Below are 16,350 nucleotides of genomic sequence, written 5' to 3'. Positions count from 1 at the left end.
GTCAGTTCTTGGCGTAGAGCGCCTCGATGTCGGCGGCGAACTTCTCGGCGACGACCTTGCGCTTGACCTTCATCGTCGGGGTCAGCTCACCGGTGTCCTCGGTGAAGTCGACCGGCAGAACGGTGAATTTGCGGATCTGCTCGGCCTTGGACACGGCGTCGTTGGTTTCCTTGACCGCCAGCTCGATCTCGCTGAGCAGATCAGGGTCCTTGGCCAGGTCACCGACCGTGGCGCCGTCATCCTTGCCGTGTCGCTCCTTCCAGCCGGGGAAGGCTTCTGGGTCGATCGTGATCAGCGCCGCGACGAACGGCTTCTCGTCGCCGACGCACATCGCCTGACTGATCAGCGGGTGGGCGCGCAGACGGTCTTCGAGGAGCGCCGGCGCGACATTCTTACCGCCGGCGGTCACGATGATCTCCTTCTTCCGGCCGACGATGGTCACGAAACCGTCATCGTCGATACTTCCCAGGTCGCCGGTGTGGAACCAGCCGTCGGTGAACACCGCAGCGGTTTCGGCCTCGTTGCCCCAGTAGCCGTTGAACACCACGCCGCCTTTGACCAGCAGCTCGCCGTCCTCACCCAGCCGCATGCTGTTGCCGGGGACGAGTCGGCCGACCGAGCCGACCTTGAGGTCGCCGACCCGGTTGACGGTGATCGCCGCGCTGGTCTCGGTCAGGCCGTAGCCCTCGTAGATGGACAGACCGACACCGCGGTAGAAGTGGCCCAGCCGGGCGCCCAGCGGTGCGCCACCGGAGATCGCCGCATGGCAGTTGCCGCCGAGCGCCGCGCGCAGCTTCCCGTAGACAAGCCGGTCGAACAGCGCGTGCTTGAGCCGCAGCAACAAGCCCGGCCCGCCGGTGTCCTGTGCCCGGCTCCACTGGATGGCCGTTTCGGCCGCAGCCAGGAAGATTTTGCCTTTGCCGCTGTTCTCGGCGTTCAACTCCGCGGTGTTGTAGACCTTCTCGAACACCCGCGGTACCGACACCACCAGCGTCGGCTTGAACACCCCGAACATCGGCACCAGGTTCTTGATGTCGCTGGTGAAGCCGAGAGTGACGCCGCTGGTGAACGCGCCAAGGGTCAGAGCCCGTGCCAGTACGTGTGCCAAAGGCAGGAATACCAGCAGCTTCTCGCCTTTGGTCAGGTGATCGGGAAAGCACTCTTTGGTGCCGCGAATCTCGTAGAGCAGGTTGGAATGGGTCAGCTGGCAACCTTTGGGGCGTCCAGTCGTTCCGGAGGTGTAGATCAACGTGGCTGCGTCGGCGGACTTGATGGCCGCCAACCGCTGGGCTACGGCCTCGGGGTCGACGTCACGGCCCGCCGCAGCGAGGTCGTCGATCGCCGCGCTACCAGGCCCCTCGATGGTGTGGACGGCCCGCAGCTGCGGCAGCTGGTCACGCAGTTGCTCGATGCGGCGGGTGTGGGCCTCGGTCTCGCCGAATGCCACCACCGTGCCGGAGTCGGACAGCACGAACTGCACCTGCTCGGCCGAACTGGTCTCATAGATCGGCACGGTCACCGCGCCCACCGAGAGGATGGCGAAGTCGATGATCGGCCATTCGTAGCGGGTGGCCGACAGGATCGCGACCCGGTCGCCGGGTTCGACACCCTGGGCGATGAGCCCCTGCGCCACCGCCCGGATCTGCTGGGCGGCCTGCCGGCACGTGACGTCCTGCCAGGTGCCGTCGACCAGGCGCTGGAAGATGACGTGGTCGGGATTCTCCCGTTCGTGGGCGTACACCGCACTGGCGACGTTGTCGTGCTCTTCGACGGTGAAGGAAGCGGGGACGCTGTACTCGCGCACGGTGAAGACCTCTCGTGATTTCGGCCAGCTCGACAAATATTGGTGTGCTGTACACCCTAGTCGCCCGGGGCGAGGCCAGGGCCCCGCATGTGTGAAGCTTGTCAGCCATGAACAGCATCCAGATCGCCGACGAGACCTTCGTCGCGGCTGACCCGGCGGCTGTGGGCGCGGCCGTGGCTGACCAGGCCCGCTGGCGTCGCTGGTGGCCCGACCTGCGGTTGACGGTGGTCGAGGATCGCGGTGAGCTGGGACAGCGCTGGAAGGTCTCCGGCGCGCTGACCGGAACCATGGAGGTGTGGCTGGAGCCGGTGCTCGACGGCGTGGTGTTGCATTACTTCGTGCACGCCGAGCCGTCCGGGGCGGCTGCCTGGCAGCTGGCCAAGATGAATCTGGCGAAGATGAATCACCGTCGTCGGGTCGCGGGTAAGGACATGGCCTTCGAGGTCAAGCGCACGCTGGAGGCCGGGCGCCCAGTCGGGGTTTCTCGGTTGGCCTGACCCGACGCGGGCTCGCGGCAGCGGGTTGAAGAGTAGATTTCTGGCAGCGGCCAGACCGAGCGGACAGACCGGGGACACCTGAAGTGGCGGACAAGACGGCGCAGACGATCTACATCGATGCCGAACCCTCGACGGTGATGGATGTCATCGCCGATATCGGTTCCTACCCGGACTGGGTGGCCGAATACAAGGAAGCCGAGGTGCTGGAGGCTGACGACGACGGCTACCCCAAGGTGGCCCGTCTGGTCCTGGACGCCGCAGTGCTCAAGGACACGATGGTGTTGTCCTACCGATGGCCGGTCGACCGCCAGTCGGTGACCTGGTCGCTGGTGTCGAGCACACTGCTGAAGTCACTGGAGGGTGCATACCGGTTGGCGCCGAAGGGTTCTGGCACCGACGTCACCTACGAGCTGTCAGTCGACCTGATGATCCCGATGATCGGGTTGCTCAAACGCAAGGCCGAACGCCGGCTGACCGACACCGCCCTGAAGGATCTGAAGAAACGAGTCGAGGCTGACTGAGCGCGAGGAATCCGCCCCAGCGGAGCGCGGGGGAGCTCGGATCAGCCTGTTCGTCGGCAAGGGCGGGGTAGGAAAGTCGACACTGGCAACCGCTACGGCGGTGCGCGCCGCCGGCGCCGGCATGCGGGTGCTGCTGGTCTCCACCGACCAGGCGCACTCGATCGGCGATGTGTTGGGTGTGCCGGTGACTCCGACCGGGGAGCGCGCGCCCACACGGGTGCTCGCCGATCTGGACACCGTCGAGACCGGCGGGGGCGTGCTCGATGCCCTGGCCTTGGACACTTTGGCGCTGCTGGAGCGTCAATGGCGCGACAACGCCCGGCTACTGTCGGACCGATTTCCCGATTCCGACGTGGGTGACCTTGCGCCTGAGGAACTTTCAGCGCTGCCGGGTGTGCAGGAGGTGCTCGGCCTGGATGCGGTGGGTGAGCTGGCCGATTGCGGTCAGTGGGATCTGGTCGTCGTCGACTGTGCCTCGACCGCCGACGCGATGCGCATGCTCACCCTGCCCGCGACATTCGCGCTCTACATCGAGCGCGCGTGGCCGCGCCACCGGCGGTTGTCGAGTGCCGATGACCCCCGCACCGCGGCTGTCGTGGATTTGCTGGAACGTGTCGCTACGGGTACCGAGCGGCTCAGTACATTGCTGACCGACGGATCACGGGTCAACGCGCACCTGGTGTTGACAGCCGAACGGGTGGTGGCCGCCGAAGCGGTCCGAACCCTGGGTTCGTTGGCGCTGATGGGTGTTTCGGTGGCCGAGATGATCGTCAATCAGATTCTGGTGCAAGACGAATCGTTCGAGTACCGGAATCTGCCGGCGCACCCGGCCTTCGACTGGTACGCCGAACGCATCGCCGACCAAGCGGCAGTTCTCGACGACCTCGACCGGGTGATCGGCGACGTGCAGCTGGTCATGGTTCCGCATCTGGCCGGGGAGCCGATCGGCGCCAAAGCGCTGGGGGAGCTGCTCGACGCCGCGCGGCGCCGTGACGGCTCGCCTCCGCCTGGCCCGTTGCGGCCCGTCGTCGACCGGGAGTTTGGTAGCGGGCTGGACGCGGTGTACCGACTGAGGGTGCAATTGCCTCAGGTTGATTCATCGGCCCTCACCTTGGGTAGGGTCGACGATGACCTGATCATCGGCGTCGGCGGGATGCGGCGCCGAGTCCGACTGGCATCGGTGCTGCGGCGCTGCATTGTCATTGACGCGGCTCTTCGCGGCAGCGAACTGACTGTGCGATTTCGACCCAATCCGGAGGTGTGGCCGGCGTGAATGGCGCTCACTCCGATAGCGGCGGGCGAAAGCAGCACCCCGATATTCCTCCGGAGCTTCGCCAGATGGCGCAGTTGATCATCGACCGGCTGGACCCGGCGGTCCGGCTCGCCGCGGCCCGGATGCAGGCCGGCGAGGACAGCCCCGGCCGCTGTCAGCAGGTGTGGTGTCCGGTGTGCGCGCTGGCCGCCTTGGTCTCCGGCGAACAGCACCCGCTGCTCTCCGTTGTCGCCGAGCACAGCGTGGCATTGCTGGCCCTGGTCAAGGCGTTGGTGGAGAACATGGATGACCCCGGCGGCCCGCAGGGGCCCGACGGCGGTCCTCAGGGGCCCGACGGCGGGCAGCCGCCGGATCCCTCGCCTCCCCAGCCCGACGGGTCGGGTGAGGCTCCGGGCCGATATCAACCCATACCGGTGATCGTCGAAGACTGAACACAGATGTGGTCGCGGGCACACACCGTGAGTAAAGTTGGCCCCGAGCTCCGCGGTCGCAACGGCGGCACCGCGGGCAGACATTGATGTGACCGCGTCGTGAGGTCGGGTGATCCGGAGGGTCCATGTGGTACTGGCTGTTCAAGTACGTTCTTCTGGGTCCTCTGCTGGCTCTGATAGCCCGACCGAAAATCGAAGGGCTGGAGCATATTCCACCCGGCGGCGCGGCTATCTTGGCGAGTAATCACCTGGCGGTGATGGACAGCTTCTACCTGCCGTTGATGGTGCGGCGCCGGATCACGTTCCTGGCCAAATCGGAGTACTTCACCGGAACCGGGGTCAAGGGGCGGTTCCTGGCATGGTTCTACACCGCGGTCGGTCAGGTGCCGATCGATCGCACCAACGCCGACAGTGCGCAGGCCGCGTTGATCACCGCCCAGCGGATCCTCGACCAGGGCAAGCTGCTCGGGATGTATCCGGAGGGCACCCGTTCGCCCGACGGCAAGCTCTACAAGGGCAAGACAGGACTGGCCCGGCTGGCGCTGGAGACCCAGGTTCCGGTGATTCCGGTCGCGATGATCGGAACCGACGTCGTCAATCCTCCCGGTAAGGGGCTGCGGGTGGGCCGGGTGACGATCAGGATCGGTGCGCCGATGGACTTCAGCCGGTTCGAGGGGCTGGCCGGCAACCGCTTCATCGAGCGCGCCGTGATCGACGAGGTGATGTACGAGTTGATGGGTTTGTCCGGTCAGGAGTACGTCGACCTCTACGCCGCCGATGTCAAAGAGGGAAAAGCTCCGGCGGCGACCAAGCCGCCGACTCGGCTTCCTGAATCAGCAGCTGGTTGACAATGCCGGTTCCGACCGACGGTCGCGGTCAGCTCGCCGCTGACACGCGCGCGTCACGGTGAGTTTCGTCGGTGTCGCGCGCGGCGCCGACCCGCACGCTGGCGGTGACGGCGACCACCGCCAGCGCCCACCACAGATAGGACGCGCCGGCCAACTGACGCCACAGCGTCGCCGTGGTCTCCTGGTGGGCGGGTAGCAGCGTGATCGGCGACCAGATCATCAACGCCAACCCGACGGCCGAGACCACCCCGAGTGCGGCGTGGCGCAGTCGCACGGCGAGCACCGCGGTGACGATCACCGCGGGCAGTGACCAGACCCAGTGATGCGACCACGACACCGGTGAGACGACCAGACCGAACATCGCCACGCAGATCAGCGCCAGCGTCGGCTGTCCGGCACACAGAGCTCGCCGGGCCGCCCACACGGTCAGCGCCAGCACGGCGAAGCAGGCCAATGTCCACAGCGCGAAACGCGGGCCTTCGTCCAGGCCCAGGCGGGCGAGCACGCCGGCGATGTTCTGGTTGGTGTTGAGCGTGGCCGTACCGATGCGGTCGGTGTTGCGGACCGTCTCGGTCCAGTACTCCCAGGAATCACTCCACGCGAACGCGAACCCGGTCAGCGTCGCGACCACCGCCGAGATCGCGGTGACCAGCAGTGCCCGGGTATCCCGGCGCAGCAGGAAGAACAGCAGGAACACCGCCGGGGTGAGCTTCAGCGCGATCGCGATACCCAGCAGCATGCCGCGCGGCCACGGGGTGCGGCGCGGGATGCAGTCGGCGATCACCAACGTCATCAGCACCACGTTGATCTGGCCGAAGTCGAAGTTGGCCCGGATGGGTTCGAGGAACAGCACCGCCGGCGCCACGAGAGCCGCGGAGAGCCAGATTCGTCGCGCCCACGCGGGCTCACCGGTGGCCGTGGTGGTCGGCCAGACGTCGAGCCGGGTCAGCACGATCGCCGTCGAGACCAGCAACAAGACCAGTGTCGTCACCGTGATCGCGACGCTGGCAGCTTCCAGCGACAGCATGGCGAACGGTGCGAAGAACACCGCAGCCAGCGGCGGATACGTGAACGGCAGATCGATGCCGCCCCGGGTGTGGAAGATCGCCCCGTCGGCGTACAGCGGCCGGCCGTCGAGCCACGCCTGGCCGCCCATGCGGTAGACGTCGATGTCGATCCGGTAGGGGATGCGTCCCAGCAGTCGCCAACCCGCCCACATCAGCGCTGCCGTGGTCATCAGCTGGAACAACCGCCAGGCGAGCTTCGGCCCCCACCCCGCCCCGCCGGGCGACCGCAACGTACTCATGTCAGGCTCCAGACTATCGGGGCGTACCGGCGCGCCGGCGGGTATCCCGGCCCGACACGCGTCGGTCGGCGTAGGTTTTGCGGGTGCACCTCACGCTGAGCGCTGCGTCGGGCCTCCCGATGGGTATTCCGTATTCGCGGTTGCCGCTGGTGTGCTGCCTGTTCGCGTTCATCGTGACGTTCTTCGTCACCCGCACGATCGTGCGGTACATCCGCAGGCACGCCGACAGCGACGCGCCGCGCAAGTGGTGGCAACCGCGCAACATCTCCGGCGGTTCGGGCCTGCACATCCACCACGTGGTGATCGGTGTGATTCTGGTCATGGTCTCCGGTGTGGCGATGGTGACGCTGGCGGTCGACGGAGGTGTACCCGAGTTCACGGCCGCTTCAATCTTTTTCGGTATCGGAGCGGCGCTGGTGCTCGACGAGTTCGCATTGATCCTGCATCTGTCGGACGTCTACTGGGCCGAGGACGGCCGCACCTCCGTCGATGCGGTGTTCGTTGCGGTGGCCGTGGCCGGGCTGCTGGTGCTGGGATTCAACCCGCTGTCGTTCTTCGACGTCGGCATCTGGCAGCGCGACCAGTCTTGGGAGGCGCGCACCGCGGTGGTGGTGGGCGCCGCGGCCACGCTGGTGTTGGCGGTGATCGTGTTGCTCAAGGGCAAGGTGTGGACCGGCCTGGTGGGCATGTTCATCACCCCGCTGCTGTTCATCGGTGCGCTACGGTTGTCGCGGCCGCATGCCCCGTGGGCGCGGTGGCGCTACACCACCCGGCCCCGCAAGATGCACCGTGCGCTGGAACGGGAGCGCTGGCTGCGCCGTCCGGTGGTTCAGGCCAAACTATGGCTGCAGGACGCCATCGCCGGGATGCCCAAGTTTCCCGACGACGCGCTGGTCGATCAGCAACTCGACCGGGAGATCCGTGCCGCACCCGCTCCCGGCGGGCGCGAGGCCGTCTCACAGGAAGCCGGATAGCTTTGCGCTACTTCTACGACACGGAGTTCATCGACAACGGCCGCACCATCGAGTTGATCTCGATCGGTGTCGCAGCCGAGGATGGCCGCGAATACTACGCGATCTCAACCGAATTCGACCCGGAGCGGGCAGGCCGGTGGGTGCGTAAGCACGTCCTGCCCAAGCTACCGTCGCCGGCGTCGTCGCTGTGGCGCTCGCGGCGTCAGATCCGCTCTGAACTCGAGGATTTCTTTGGTGTCGACGGCGACGAACCGATAGAGCTGTGGGCGTGGGTGGGCGCCTACGACCACGTGGTGTTGTGCCAGTTATGGGGCCCGATGACCGATCTGCCGCCGGCGATCCCGCGGTTCACCCGTGAGTTGCGCCAGTTCTGGGAGGACCGCGGCTCACCGCGGATGCCGCCGCGCCCGCGCGACGCCCATGATGCGCTCGTCGACGCCAAACACAACCTGCTGCGGTATCAGCTGATCACCGGCCGGCGCGACCCCCAACTGCGGTTTTGACCCGCGGTTACCATTGACGGGTGAACTGGACCGTCGACGTACCCATCGACCAGCTACCTGCGCTTCCGCCGCTGCCGGAGGACCTGCGCCAACGGTTGGACGCTGCGCTGGCCAAGCCCGCCGTGCAGCAGCCGAGCTGGGATGCCGGTCAGGCGGCCGCGATGCGCACTGTGCTCGAGAGCGTGCCTCCGGTCACCGTGCCCTCGGAGATAGAACGGCTCAAGTCCCAGCTGGCCGCAGTTGCCCGCGGCGAGGCGTTCCTGCTGCAGGGCGGGGATTGCGCCGAGACATTCGTCGACAACACCGAACCCCACATCCGCGCCAACATCCGCACGCTGTTGCAGATGGCGGTGGTGCTGACCTACGGCGCCAGCATGCCGGTGGTCAAGGTTGCCCGGATCGCCGGCCAGTACGCCAAGCCGCGGTCCAGCGATATCGACGCGCTGGGCCTGAAGTCCTATCGCGGCGACATGATCAATGGGTTCGCCCCCGACGCCGCGGTTCGCGAACATGATCCGTCCCGACTGGTTCGCGCCTACGCCAATGCCAGCGCGGCGATGAACCTGGTCCGCGCGCTGACCTCCTCGGGACTGGCATCGCTGCATCTGGTGCATGACTGGAACCGCGAGTTCGTCCGCACCTCGCCGGCCGGCGCGCGCTACGAGGCGCTCGCCGGTGAGATCGATCGGGCGCTGAACTTCATGAGCGCCTGTGGCGTCAACGATCGCAACCTCGACACCGCCGAGATCTACGCCAGCCACGAGGCGTTGGTGCTGGACTACGAGCGGGCGATGCTGCGCCTGGCCGAGAAAGATCCAGCCGCGCAGGACGCACCCGCGAAGCTCTACGACCTCTCTGCCCACTATGTGTGGATCGGGGAGCGCACCCGCCAACTCGACGGGGCCCATATCGCGTTCGCCGAGGTGATCGCCAACCCGATCGGCGTGAAGATCGGCCCCACCACGTCACCGGAGTTGGCCGTCGAGTACGTCGAACGGCTCGATCCGCACAACGTTGCCGGCCGTCTGACTCTGGTCAGCAGGATGGGTAACCACAAGGTGCGCGACGTGCTCCCGCCGATCATCGAGAAGGTGCAGGCCTCCGGGCATCAGGTGATCTGGCAGTGCGATCCCATGCACGGCAACACCCATGAGTCGTCGACCGGGTACAAGACGCGTCACTTCGACCGCATCGTCGATGAGGTGCAGGGCTTCTTCGAGGTGCATCATGCGCTGGGCACCCATCCCGGTGGCATCCACGTCGAGATCACCGGCGAGAACGTCACCGAATGCCTGGGCGGTGCGCAGGACATCTCTGACACCGACTTGGCCGGTCGTTACGAGACAGCCTGTGATCCGCGGCTGAACACCCAGCAGTCGCTGGAGCTCGCGTTCTTGGTCGCGGAGATGCTCCGCGGTTAGGCAGAAGCGGAGATGCTCCGCGGTTAGGCAGAAGCGGAGATGCTCCGCGGTTAGAGCAAGTTGGGCAGGTTGGTGCCCAGCGTCCAGGCTCCCGCGGCGGCCAGCCCCGCCAGGGTGATCACCGCGATCACCCAGAACAACAGCATGCGCTTGGCGCGCTGCCGGGCCCAATAGAACTCCGAGAGCTCGATGCCGGCGAATTGCCCTGTCAAAGGCTGATATTCGGGGTCATCATCGAGATCCTGCGGCGGCAGCTCGGCTCGGCTGAACGCACGAGTCTGACCGTCGCCGGGCCGCGCGGCGCTGATGTCGGCATCGTCGTCGGGCGCGTTAATCGCGGTGGCGCGGTCGCCGGGCACGGTATCGGAGCGGTGCAGTGCGGAGTTCCGCGGCGCCGGCACCCGAAACTCTGGTAGTGCGAGTTCGCGCGCGATCACGTCGAGTTGTTCGGCCATTTCGGCCGCATCGCCGAAGCGGTGTTCCGGGTCGCGGGATGTCGCGCACGCCACGATGTCGTCGAACTGCCTTGGCACACCGCTGATCACCGTGCTCGGAGCAACCACGTCGTGCTCAAGACGCTGGTAGGCCACCGCCAGCGGGGTGTCCCCGGCGAACGGGGTGCGGCCGGTCAGCAACTCGAAGACCAGAACGCCGACTGCGTAGACGTCGCCGCGCGCGTCGGTCTCGCCGGTGGCGACCTGTTCGGGCGCCAGATACGCCGCGGTGCCGAGGATGACGCTGGTCGAGGTGATCTTCGCCTCGGCGACTGCGCGGACCAGCCCGAAGTCGGCGATCTTGACATCGCCGTCGTCGCTGATCAGTACGTTCTCCGGTTTGATGTCGCGGTGTACCAAACCGGCGCGGTGAGCCACGGCCAGACCGCCGAGCACCGGCCGAAGCGTCGCGGCGACCGCGTGCGGCGGCATCGGCCCACGCTCACGCAACAGTTCCCGAAGCGTTCCGCCCTCTACCAGTTCCATCACCAGAAACGGGTGACGCCCGTCGACACCCTGGTCGTAGACCGCGACCAAACCCGGGTGCTTGAGGCGTGCGACAGCCCGAGCCTCCCGCTGGAACCGGGTCAGGAAGTGGTCGTCGCCGGCGTAGCGGGAGTCCATGATCTTCACCGCGACGGGGCGGTCGAGACGCAGGTCCAGCCCGCGGTACACCCCGGACATACCACCGGTGGCGATCAGCCCGTCGACCCGGTAGCGGCCGTCCAGTACAGAGCCGGTGAGGGCGTCTGCAGGCTGGTAGGTCTCCACCGCACATATGGTACGAGTCGGCGCCGGGGGAGTTCGGCGCACGGGCCGGGCAAGGGGGCAGCGCGTAGATGCGCGTAGTTCTAGACTCTGTGCGATGAGCAGCATTCCGACTGCCGAGGACGTGCTGGACCCTGACGAGGCCGTCTACCAACTCAGCGAGGTGGCCCGCATGATGGGCATCCCGCTGTCGAAGGTGCATCAGCATCTGCGTGAAGGCCATCTGGTGGCGGTGCGGCGCGGTAAAGACGTTGTGGTCCCGAAGATCTTCTTCGATGACAGCGGGCAGGTGGTCAAGAGCCTGACCGGGTTGCTCGTGGTGTTGCACGACGGCGGCTACCGGGAGACCGAGATCATGCGCTGGTTGTTCACCCCGGATCCGTCGTTGACGATTCGGCGCGACGGCTCCACCGAAGAGGTGGCCAACGCCCGTCCGGCCGATGCGTTGCATTCTCACCAGGCCCGTGAGGTCATTCGTCGCGCGCAGGCTATGGCCTACTGACCGCTCGACGGTCGTGGCCTACTGACCGCTCGACGGTCGTGGCCTACTGACCGCTCGGCGGTCGCGCCGTACTGACCGATGCTCGGGCCAGCCAGTACCACGCCGCCACCGCGAAGGCCAGGGCCAACAGCACATGGGTCCAGGAGTACATGCCATGGGCACCGTCGGGCCGCCAGATCACGGTGATCCATGTCGAGAACCCGGCGATCAGCGCAATCGCGCGCGGTGACTGCGTCAGTGCCGCCGCCACGGCCAGTGGCCAGGTGTAGTACCACGGCAGCGCAGCCGGCACGAAAAGCACGACGACCACCATCAGCAGCGCGGTGCCCTGCAACGCTTCCCGGTCGGTATGTCGATACCGCCACCACAGCAGGGGCGCCGACACCGCGATGATCGCGATGCCGATGATGCGGCTGATCTCCAGCACGGCGTAGAAGTTGACCGGGATCACCAGTCCACCCACAGCGTTGATCAGATTGGCCGCAGCAGTCGGCACGGTCAGCCAGTTGATGATCTTCACCGAACCCGCCAGGGCGGTCAGCCAACCCAGTCCGACCCCGGCGGCCAATGACAACACCGCGAACACCGCGACAAAGATCAGCAGCGATGCCGCCGTCGCGGACACGAAGGCCCGTAGGGGTGAAAATCCGCGACGCTCCCGCAGCCCGCGGGCCCAGACCCAGACCATGAACGGGATTGCCAGGCCTGCGGTGGCTTTTACGGCTACCGCGACGGCGATCAACGCGGCGCCCCCGGCGTATCGGCCGCGGAATGTCAGCGCGATGCCGGCCATCATCAGACCGACCATCAGCATCTCGTTGTGCACCCCACCCATCAGGTGGATGATCACCAACGGATTGAGCACACAGATCCACAACGCGGTCGCGCCATTGGCGCCGATGTGTCGTGCGATCCGTGGCGCTGCCCAGATCAGCAGCACCAGCCCCGGCAACATGCACAGTCGCAACAACATGGTGCCGGCAACGACGTTGTCCCCGACGATCATCGTGACGAATTTGGCGACCAGGATGAACGCTGGACCGTACGGGGCGGTGGTGGTCGTCCAGATCGGGCTGACGTCGTCCAGCAACGTGTTCGGGTTCTCCACCGGACCGACCACATACGGGTCGAAGCCGTCGCGGAGCAGTGCACCCTGCGCCAGGTAGGAATACGTGTCGCGACTGAATACCGGGACGCTGAGCAGCAACGGCAGCAGCCAGAACCCGGTGGTGGCGATCATCGTGTACTCGGTGGCGGTGCGGTCGATCACCCGCCGGCCCAGCCACAACCACGCGCCCAGCATCAGCGCCACGCCGCCCCACAGCAGCATCGACGACAGCACCAGTCCGTGCCCGAACCGCAGCCAGGACATGTGCATGGACTCCAGCAGCGGGTCGTGCAATCGGGTGCTGCCTGCGCCGACGCCACCCGCGGTGATCAGTGCGGCGCCGAGGGCGCCCAGCAGCGCGGGCCGGGCCGACGGCGAGCGGGTGAAGGCGGTCAGTTGTCGGAGCTGTTCGGACATTCGTTCCGACAGATTCGTTCTCGAAGCCTCTGTGGGCGCTGGCGTCGTCATGCCTACGCGGACCGGTTGGCGGCCAATCTGGCGAGTTCGGTCAGACCGACCCGAGCGTGCGCGTCGATCGGTACGGAGTCGAGAACACCGATGGCTCTACGGGTCAACCGATCGATCCGGCCTTCCACCGCGGCCAGCGCACCTACCGACTCGATCGCCGCGCGAACCTCGACGACCTGCGATTCGGTCAGCTCGGTGCCGATGCAGGTGCGCAGCAGTTCAGCAGCGTCCGGATCGTTCTTCTCGGCGAGCTCGACAGCCTCGGCCAGCAGCACCGTGCGCTTGCCGGAGCGCAGGTCGTCCCCGGAGGGCTTCCCGGTGACCTGGGGATCTCCGAAAACCCCGAGCACGTCGTCGCGCAGTTGGAAGGCCACGCCGAGGCTGGTGCCCAGTTCGTGGAACGCTTCGAGCACCTCGGGCCGGTCGGCCGCGGCAGCCGCACCGAGTTGCAGCGGCCGGGTGATCGTGTAGGAGGCCGTCTTGTAGATGTTCACGGTGACGGCCGACGCGACCGTCTCGGCGCCGCTGGCTTCGGACACGATGTCCAGGTATTGACCGCCGAGAACCTCGGTGCGGATCGCTGACCACACTCGTTGTACGCGCGCGTGGGCTTCGGTCCCGGCCACGGCGGTGGCGACGATGTCGTCGGCCCACACCAGCGACAGGTCACCGAGCAGGATCGCTGCCGAGAGCCCGAATTGTTCGGCGGAGCCGTGCCAGTCCTTGTCGCTGTGCCGCTCGGCGAAAATCCGATGCACGGTCGGCAGTCCGCGTCGTGTCGCCGACGCGTCGATCACGTCGTCGTGGACCAGAGCGCACGCATGCAGAAGTTCCAGCGCGGAGAACAATCGCAGGATGTCGGGTCCGGGTTCGGTGCCGGCGACCGCGCGCCATCCCCAGTAGGCGAAAGCCGGGCGCAACCGTTTGCCGCCGCGGAGCACGAACTCCTCGAGTGCCTCGGTGAGCACCGCGTAGTCGGCACCGATGTACGCGGCGTCGCGGCGACGCTCGCGCAGGTAGTCCCGCAGCTGTCCGGTGACGGCCGCGGCCAGTTCGACGGCCGATGGTGCCGCTGCATCCACGCTCAGCGGACGCCCCTTTCTGTGTCGTCAGCACTCGCCCCGGCAAGTGCACTCAGAGTAAATGCTGTGCCGGCAAGCGCAGCAACTCAGGGTTGTTGCGCGGTGTCCTGCCGATCCCCGGGGCGGGGGGAACGGTCCCGGTTGGTGTAGGCCAGCGCCCCGATCACTCCTGCGACCAGAAACGAGGCGACCCCCAACCAGATCGCGGCGCCGACGAAGGACCGCGCGCTGGGATCGGTGTAACGCGCCTGGGCGTTCATCGTGCTCACGACACCCGGACGCAGTTTCCACTCGACCACCTGCGACGAAATCTGGTCGCCGTTGGTGGACGTGACTTCCCCGGGGAACGCGACCGACAACGAGACGTCGGCTTCGGAATCGTTGAGCGTGGTCAGGTCGGCGCGACCTTCCAGAATCACCAGGTCGCCGGCGCGGCGCAGCGAGATGTCCATCCCGACGGCGTCGCGGTTCATCCCGGCCAACTGCGGAACTTCGCCGAAGGTGAGGTCGGAGAACACCGCCTGAGAGCCCACGTAGTCATCGCGGCTGTACTCCGACACCGCGACCTTCTGGGCGAACGGCAGGTTGTTGACCAGCTGGGGGCCCTTGTCGTTGTCGTCACGCGGCATCGCTGCGGCGACGATCTGGCCCGACACCCGGTCGTCGGGGGACACCGTGATCGACGCCCGCACCCGAACACACCCGGTCATCGACGGGGCCACCAGCAACAGCAACAACAGCAGCGTCAGGAGACGCTTGGAGGTCCGGTGACGGATCAGCACCCGGTCATCGTGCCAGATGAGGCGCGTCGAGGGACCTCAAGTCGGCCGTCCGGGCGGGGGTTTCACCAAAGGCAGTGCCCGTCCGAGGATGGCGAACGCGCGGGGATCCCCGGCAAAGTGGTAGTCACGGATCACGTCGGTGAAACCCAGTCGGCGATACAGCCGCCACGCGCGGTTGGCCTCGCCGTTGACCTCGGGTGTGGAGAGCAGCACATTGCGCTCACTGCGGTTGTCGAGCAGCCGGCGGATCAGGCCTTCGCCGAGGCCGCGGCCCTGCGCACGTGGATGGATGTGCAGTTCGGTCAGCTCGAAGTAGCTGCTCATCAACTCCGAGATCCGCGCGGCGTCGGCCCCGCTGCGGCGTAGACCGGCACTGACCTGCTGTTGCCACCATTGGTCGGGCGCGCCGCAATAGCCGTAAGCGATGCCCAGCATCGGTGCATCGGCCGGCGGTGCCAGGTCTGCCGGCTCGGCCGGCGGTGCCAGATCTGCCGGCTCGGCCGGCGGTGCCAGACCTGCCGGCTCGGCCGGCGGTGCCAGATCGACCGCAGCTACCGCCTTCCACCCCTGTCGACGGGCATGTTCGAGCCACATCGAGGCACGTTGGTCCTCGGTCCCACGGGGGTAGCGCATGGCGTCGACGTAGATTGCCAGCGCGTCGCCGAGCCGGCGCTTCATATCGCTGGGCGACAACTCGATCAGGTGCGTCGCCAACTGTGTGCCCTTCCGCGTGGTGATCGGTGAGTCGTGTCCATTATCGACTTCGACGAGGTGGCGGTTCCTGGTGACAGTGTCCGTCATAGAATCGGGCGGTGAACTAGGTGGTACGGCGCAGATCGAGCTCGTATCATGAGTGTTAAGCGCCCGAAGTTGGGCATCCATGAATCGAACGACTGCCACACCGCCGCGGCGAGAGGGAGGGACGAATGCCACTCTCCGATCATGAGCAGCGCATGCTCGACCAGATCGAGAGCGCGCTGTATGCCGAGGATCCCAAGTTCGCGTCCAGCGTCCGTGGGGGCAACCTGCGTGCTCCGTCGGCTCGGCGCCGCTTCCAAGGTGCTGCGCTGTTCATCCTCGGCTTGGCCATGCTGGTGTCGGGTGTGGTGATCAACGCGACCTGGATCGGGGGCTTCCCGATCCTGTCTGTGGTGGGCTTCATCGTCATGTTCGGCGGTGTGGTGTTCGCCATCACCGGGCCGCGGGTGGCCGCGGGCCGCGACAATGTGCCCGACGATCTTTCCGCAGCGCGTCAGAAGCGCGCCAAGGGTAACGGCGGTTCGTTCACCAGTCGCATGGAGGATCGCTTCCGTCGGCGTTTCGAGCAGTAGCTCGGACTCACTCGGTAGGGGCAGCCCGGTCGGGCTGCCCCCTTTTTTGGCCCCACTACGCCCCACATCTGAGTTTGGTGCCGCCGTAGGCCGCTGAACAGGGCTTTTGTCCCGCGTCTGCCCGTGCGCTGCGTCGCCGGGGGTCCCTTGTCTGGATTCCCACTGCCGATGAGCGGGCTCTGAGTGGAAACGCGCGGGAGGATTAGGCGCAAAGTGGGGGATTGTGGGGTAAAGTGG

17 protein-coding genes are annotated in these 16,350 nt (G+C 66.7%); 10 read left to right on the top strand and 7 right to left on the bottom strand.

From position 1 onward, the window contains the following. Position 1 precedes the first annotated feature (1 nt). Positions 2-1,804 carry a long-chain fatty acid--CoA ligase gene (locus tag KXD98_RS15605; protein WP_260759285.1) on the bottom strand — a complete coding sequence of 601 codons (1,803 nt, stop codon included), beginning with the start codon at positions 1,802-1,804 and terminating at the stop codon, positions 2-4. 107 nt (positions 1,805-1,911) lie between these two features. Between KXD98_RS15605 and KXD98_RS15600 the strand changes: the two genes are divergently transcribed. The 5 genes from KXD98_RS15600 to KXD98_RS15580 all read left to right on the top strand — a co-directional run bounded on the left by KXD98_RS15600 (position 1,912) and on the right by KXD98_RS15580 (position 5,374). Continuing rightward, entirely contained in the window at positions 1,912-2,301 is a 390-nt protein-coding gene (locus KXD98_RS15600) for a polyketide cyclase / dehydrase and lipid transport (protein ID WP_260759284.1), read from the top strand. Between the two features lie 83 nt (positions 2,302-2,384). Continuing rightward, complete coding sequence (locus KXD98_RS15595; RefSeq protein ID WP_260759283.1) at positions 2,385-2,822, top strand: SRPBCC family protein; 438 nt, start codon at positions 2,385-2,387, stop codon at positions 2,820-2,822. Continuing rightward, positions 2,815-4,095, top strand: coding sequence for an ArsA family ATPase (locus KXD98_RS15590; protein ID WP_260765222.1), 1,281 nt, complete (start codon positions 2,815-2,817; stop codon positions 4,093-4,095). Before KXD98_RS15595 ends, KXD98_RS15590 begins: the two co-directional genes overlap by 8 nt. A 65-nt stretch (positions 4,096-4,160) precedes the next feature. Next, a complete protein-coding gene (locus KXD98_RS15585) occupies positions 4,161-4,526 on the top strand; it encodes a hypothetical protein (RefSeq protein ID WP_260759282.1) in 366 nt (121 codons plus the stop codon). 125 nt (positions 4,527-4,651) lie between these two features. Further along, the gene (locus tag KXD98_RS15580) at positions 4,652-5,374 is read left to right on the top strand and encodes a 1-acyl-sn-glycerol-3-phosphate acyltransferase (RefSeq protein WP_260759281.1); all 723 of its coding nucleotides are present in this window, start codon (positions 4,652-4,654) and stop codon (positions 5,372-5,374) included. A 28-nt stretch (positions 5,375-5,402) separates the two neighbouring features. Here KXD98_RS15580 and KXD98_RS15575 read toward each other — a convergent pair whose 3' ends face one another. Then, on the bottom strand, positions 5,403-6,680 hold the full coding sequence (locus tag KXD98_RS15575; protein ID WP_260759280.1) for a glycosyltransferase 87 family protein: 1,278 nt from the start codon (positions 6,678-6,680) through the stop codon (positions 5,403-5,405). 119 nt (positions 6,681-6,799) lie between these two features. Between KXD98_RS15575 and KXD98_RS15570 the strand changes: the two genes are divergently transcribed. Genes KXD98_RS15570 through KXD98_RS15560 form a run of 3 tightly spaced genes read left to right on the top strand, consistent with a single transcriptional unit; the run spans position 6,800 to position 9,578 of the window. Then, positions 6,800-7,654, top strand: coding sequence for a hypothetical protein (locus KXD98_RS15570; RefSeq protein ID WP_260765220.1), 855 nt, complete (start codon positions 6,800-6,802; stop codon positions 7,652-7,654). Positions 7,655-7,656: 2 nt separating this feature from the next. After that, positions 7,657-8,157: a polyadenylate-specific 3'-exoribonuclease AS gene (locus tag KXD98_RS15565; RefSeq protein WP_260759279.1), complete on the top strand. Its 501-nt coding sequence runs from the start codon at positions 7,657-7,659 to the stop codon at positions 8,155-8,157. A gap of 20 nt (positions 8,158-8,177) precedes the next feature. Beyond that, positions 8,178-9,578: a class II 3-deoxy-7-phosphoheptulonate synthase gene (locus KXD98_RS15560; RefSeq protein WP_260759278.1), complete on the top strand. Its 1,401-nt coding sequence runs from the start codon at positions 8,178-8,180 to the stop codon at positions 9,576-9,578. A gap of 50 nt (positions 9,579-9,628) precedes the next feature. On the opposite strand, the gene KXD98_RS15555 is transcribed toward KXD98_RS15560, so the two are convergent. Next, entirely contained in the window at positions 9,629-10,852 is a 1,224-nt protein-coding gene (locus KXD98_RS15555; protein ID WP_260765218.1) for a protein kinase domain-containing protein, read from the bottom strand. Positions 10,853-10,937: 85 nt separating this feature from the next. Between KXD98_RS15555 and KXD98_RS15550 the strand changes: the two genes are divergently transcribed. Beyond that, entirely contained in the window at positions 10,938-11,342 is a 405-nt protein-coding gene (locus KXD98_RS15550) for an Rv2175c family DNA-binding protein (RefSeq protein ID WP_260759277.1), read from the top strand. 43 nt (positions 11,343-11,385) lie between these two features. Here KXD98_RS15550 and KXD98_RS15545 read toward each other — a convergent pair whose 3' ends face one another. The 4 genes from KXD98_RS15545 to KXD98_RS28425 form a co-directional block, all read right to left on the bottom strand. Beyond that, positions 11,386-12,918, bottom strand: a complete 1,533-nt coding sequence (locus KXD98_RS15545; RefSeq protein WP_396881388.1) for an alpha-(1->6)-mannopyranosyltransferase A — start codon at positions 12,916-12,918, stop codon at positions 11,386-11,388. Between the two features lie 2 nt (positions 12,919-12,920). Beyond that, complete coding sequence (gene idsA2, locus KXD98_RS15540) at positions 12,921-14,000, bottom strand: bifunctional (2E,6E)-farnesyl/geranyl diphosphate synthase (protein WP_260759275.1); 1,080 nt, start codon at positions 13,998-14,000, stop codon at positions 12,921-12,923. 86 nt (positions 14,001-14,086) lie between these two features. Continuing rightward, a complete protein-coding gene (locus tag KXD98_RS15535; protein WP_260759274.1) occupies positions 14,087-14,782 on the bottom strand; it encodes an LppM family (lipo)protein in 696 nt (231 codons plus the stop codon). Between the two features lie 36 nt (positions 14,783-14,818). Further along, on the bottom strand, positions 14,819-15,496 hold the full coding sequence (locus tag KXD98_RS28425; protein ID WP_313901294.1) for an N-acetyltransferase: 678 nt from the start codon (positions 15,494-15,496) through the stop codon (positions 14,819-14,821). A 212-nt stretch (positions 15,497-15,708) separates the two neighbouring features. On the opposite strand from KXD98_RS28425, the gene KXD98_RS15520 reads away from it, so the two are divergent. Continuing rightward, entirely contained in the window at positions 15,709-16,113 is a 405-nt protein-coding gene (locus tag KXD98_RS15520; protein ID WP_260759273.1) for a DUF3040 domain-containing protein, read from the top strand. The last annotated feature ends 237 nt before the right edge of the window (positions 16,114-16,350 follow it).

This window comes from Mycobacterium sp. SMC-4 (assembly GCF_025263265.1).
GTDB lineage: Bacteria > Actinomycetota > Actinomycetes > Mycobacteriales > Mycobacteriaceae > Mycobacterium.
The sequence above is the reverse complement of the archived record's forward strand: the minus strand, read 5'-3'. Positions and strand labels throughout refer to the sequence as shown.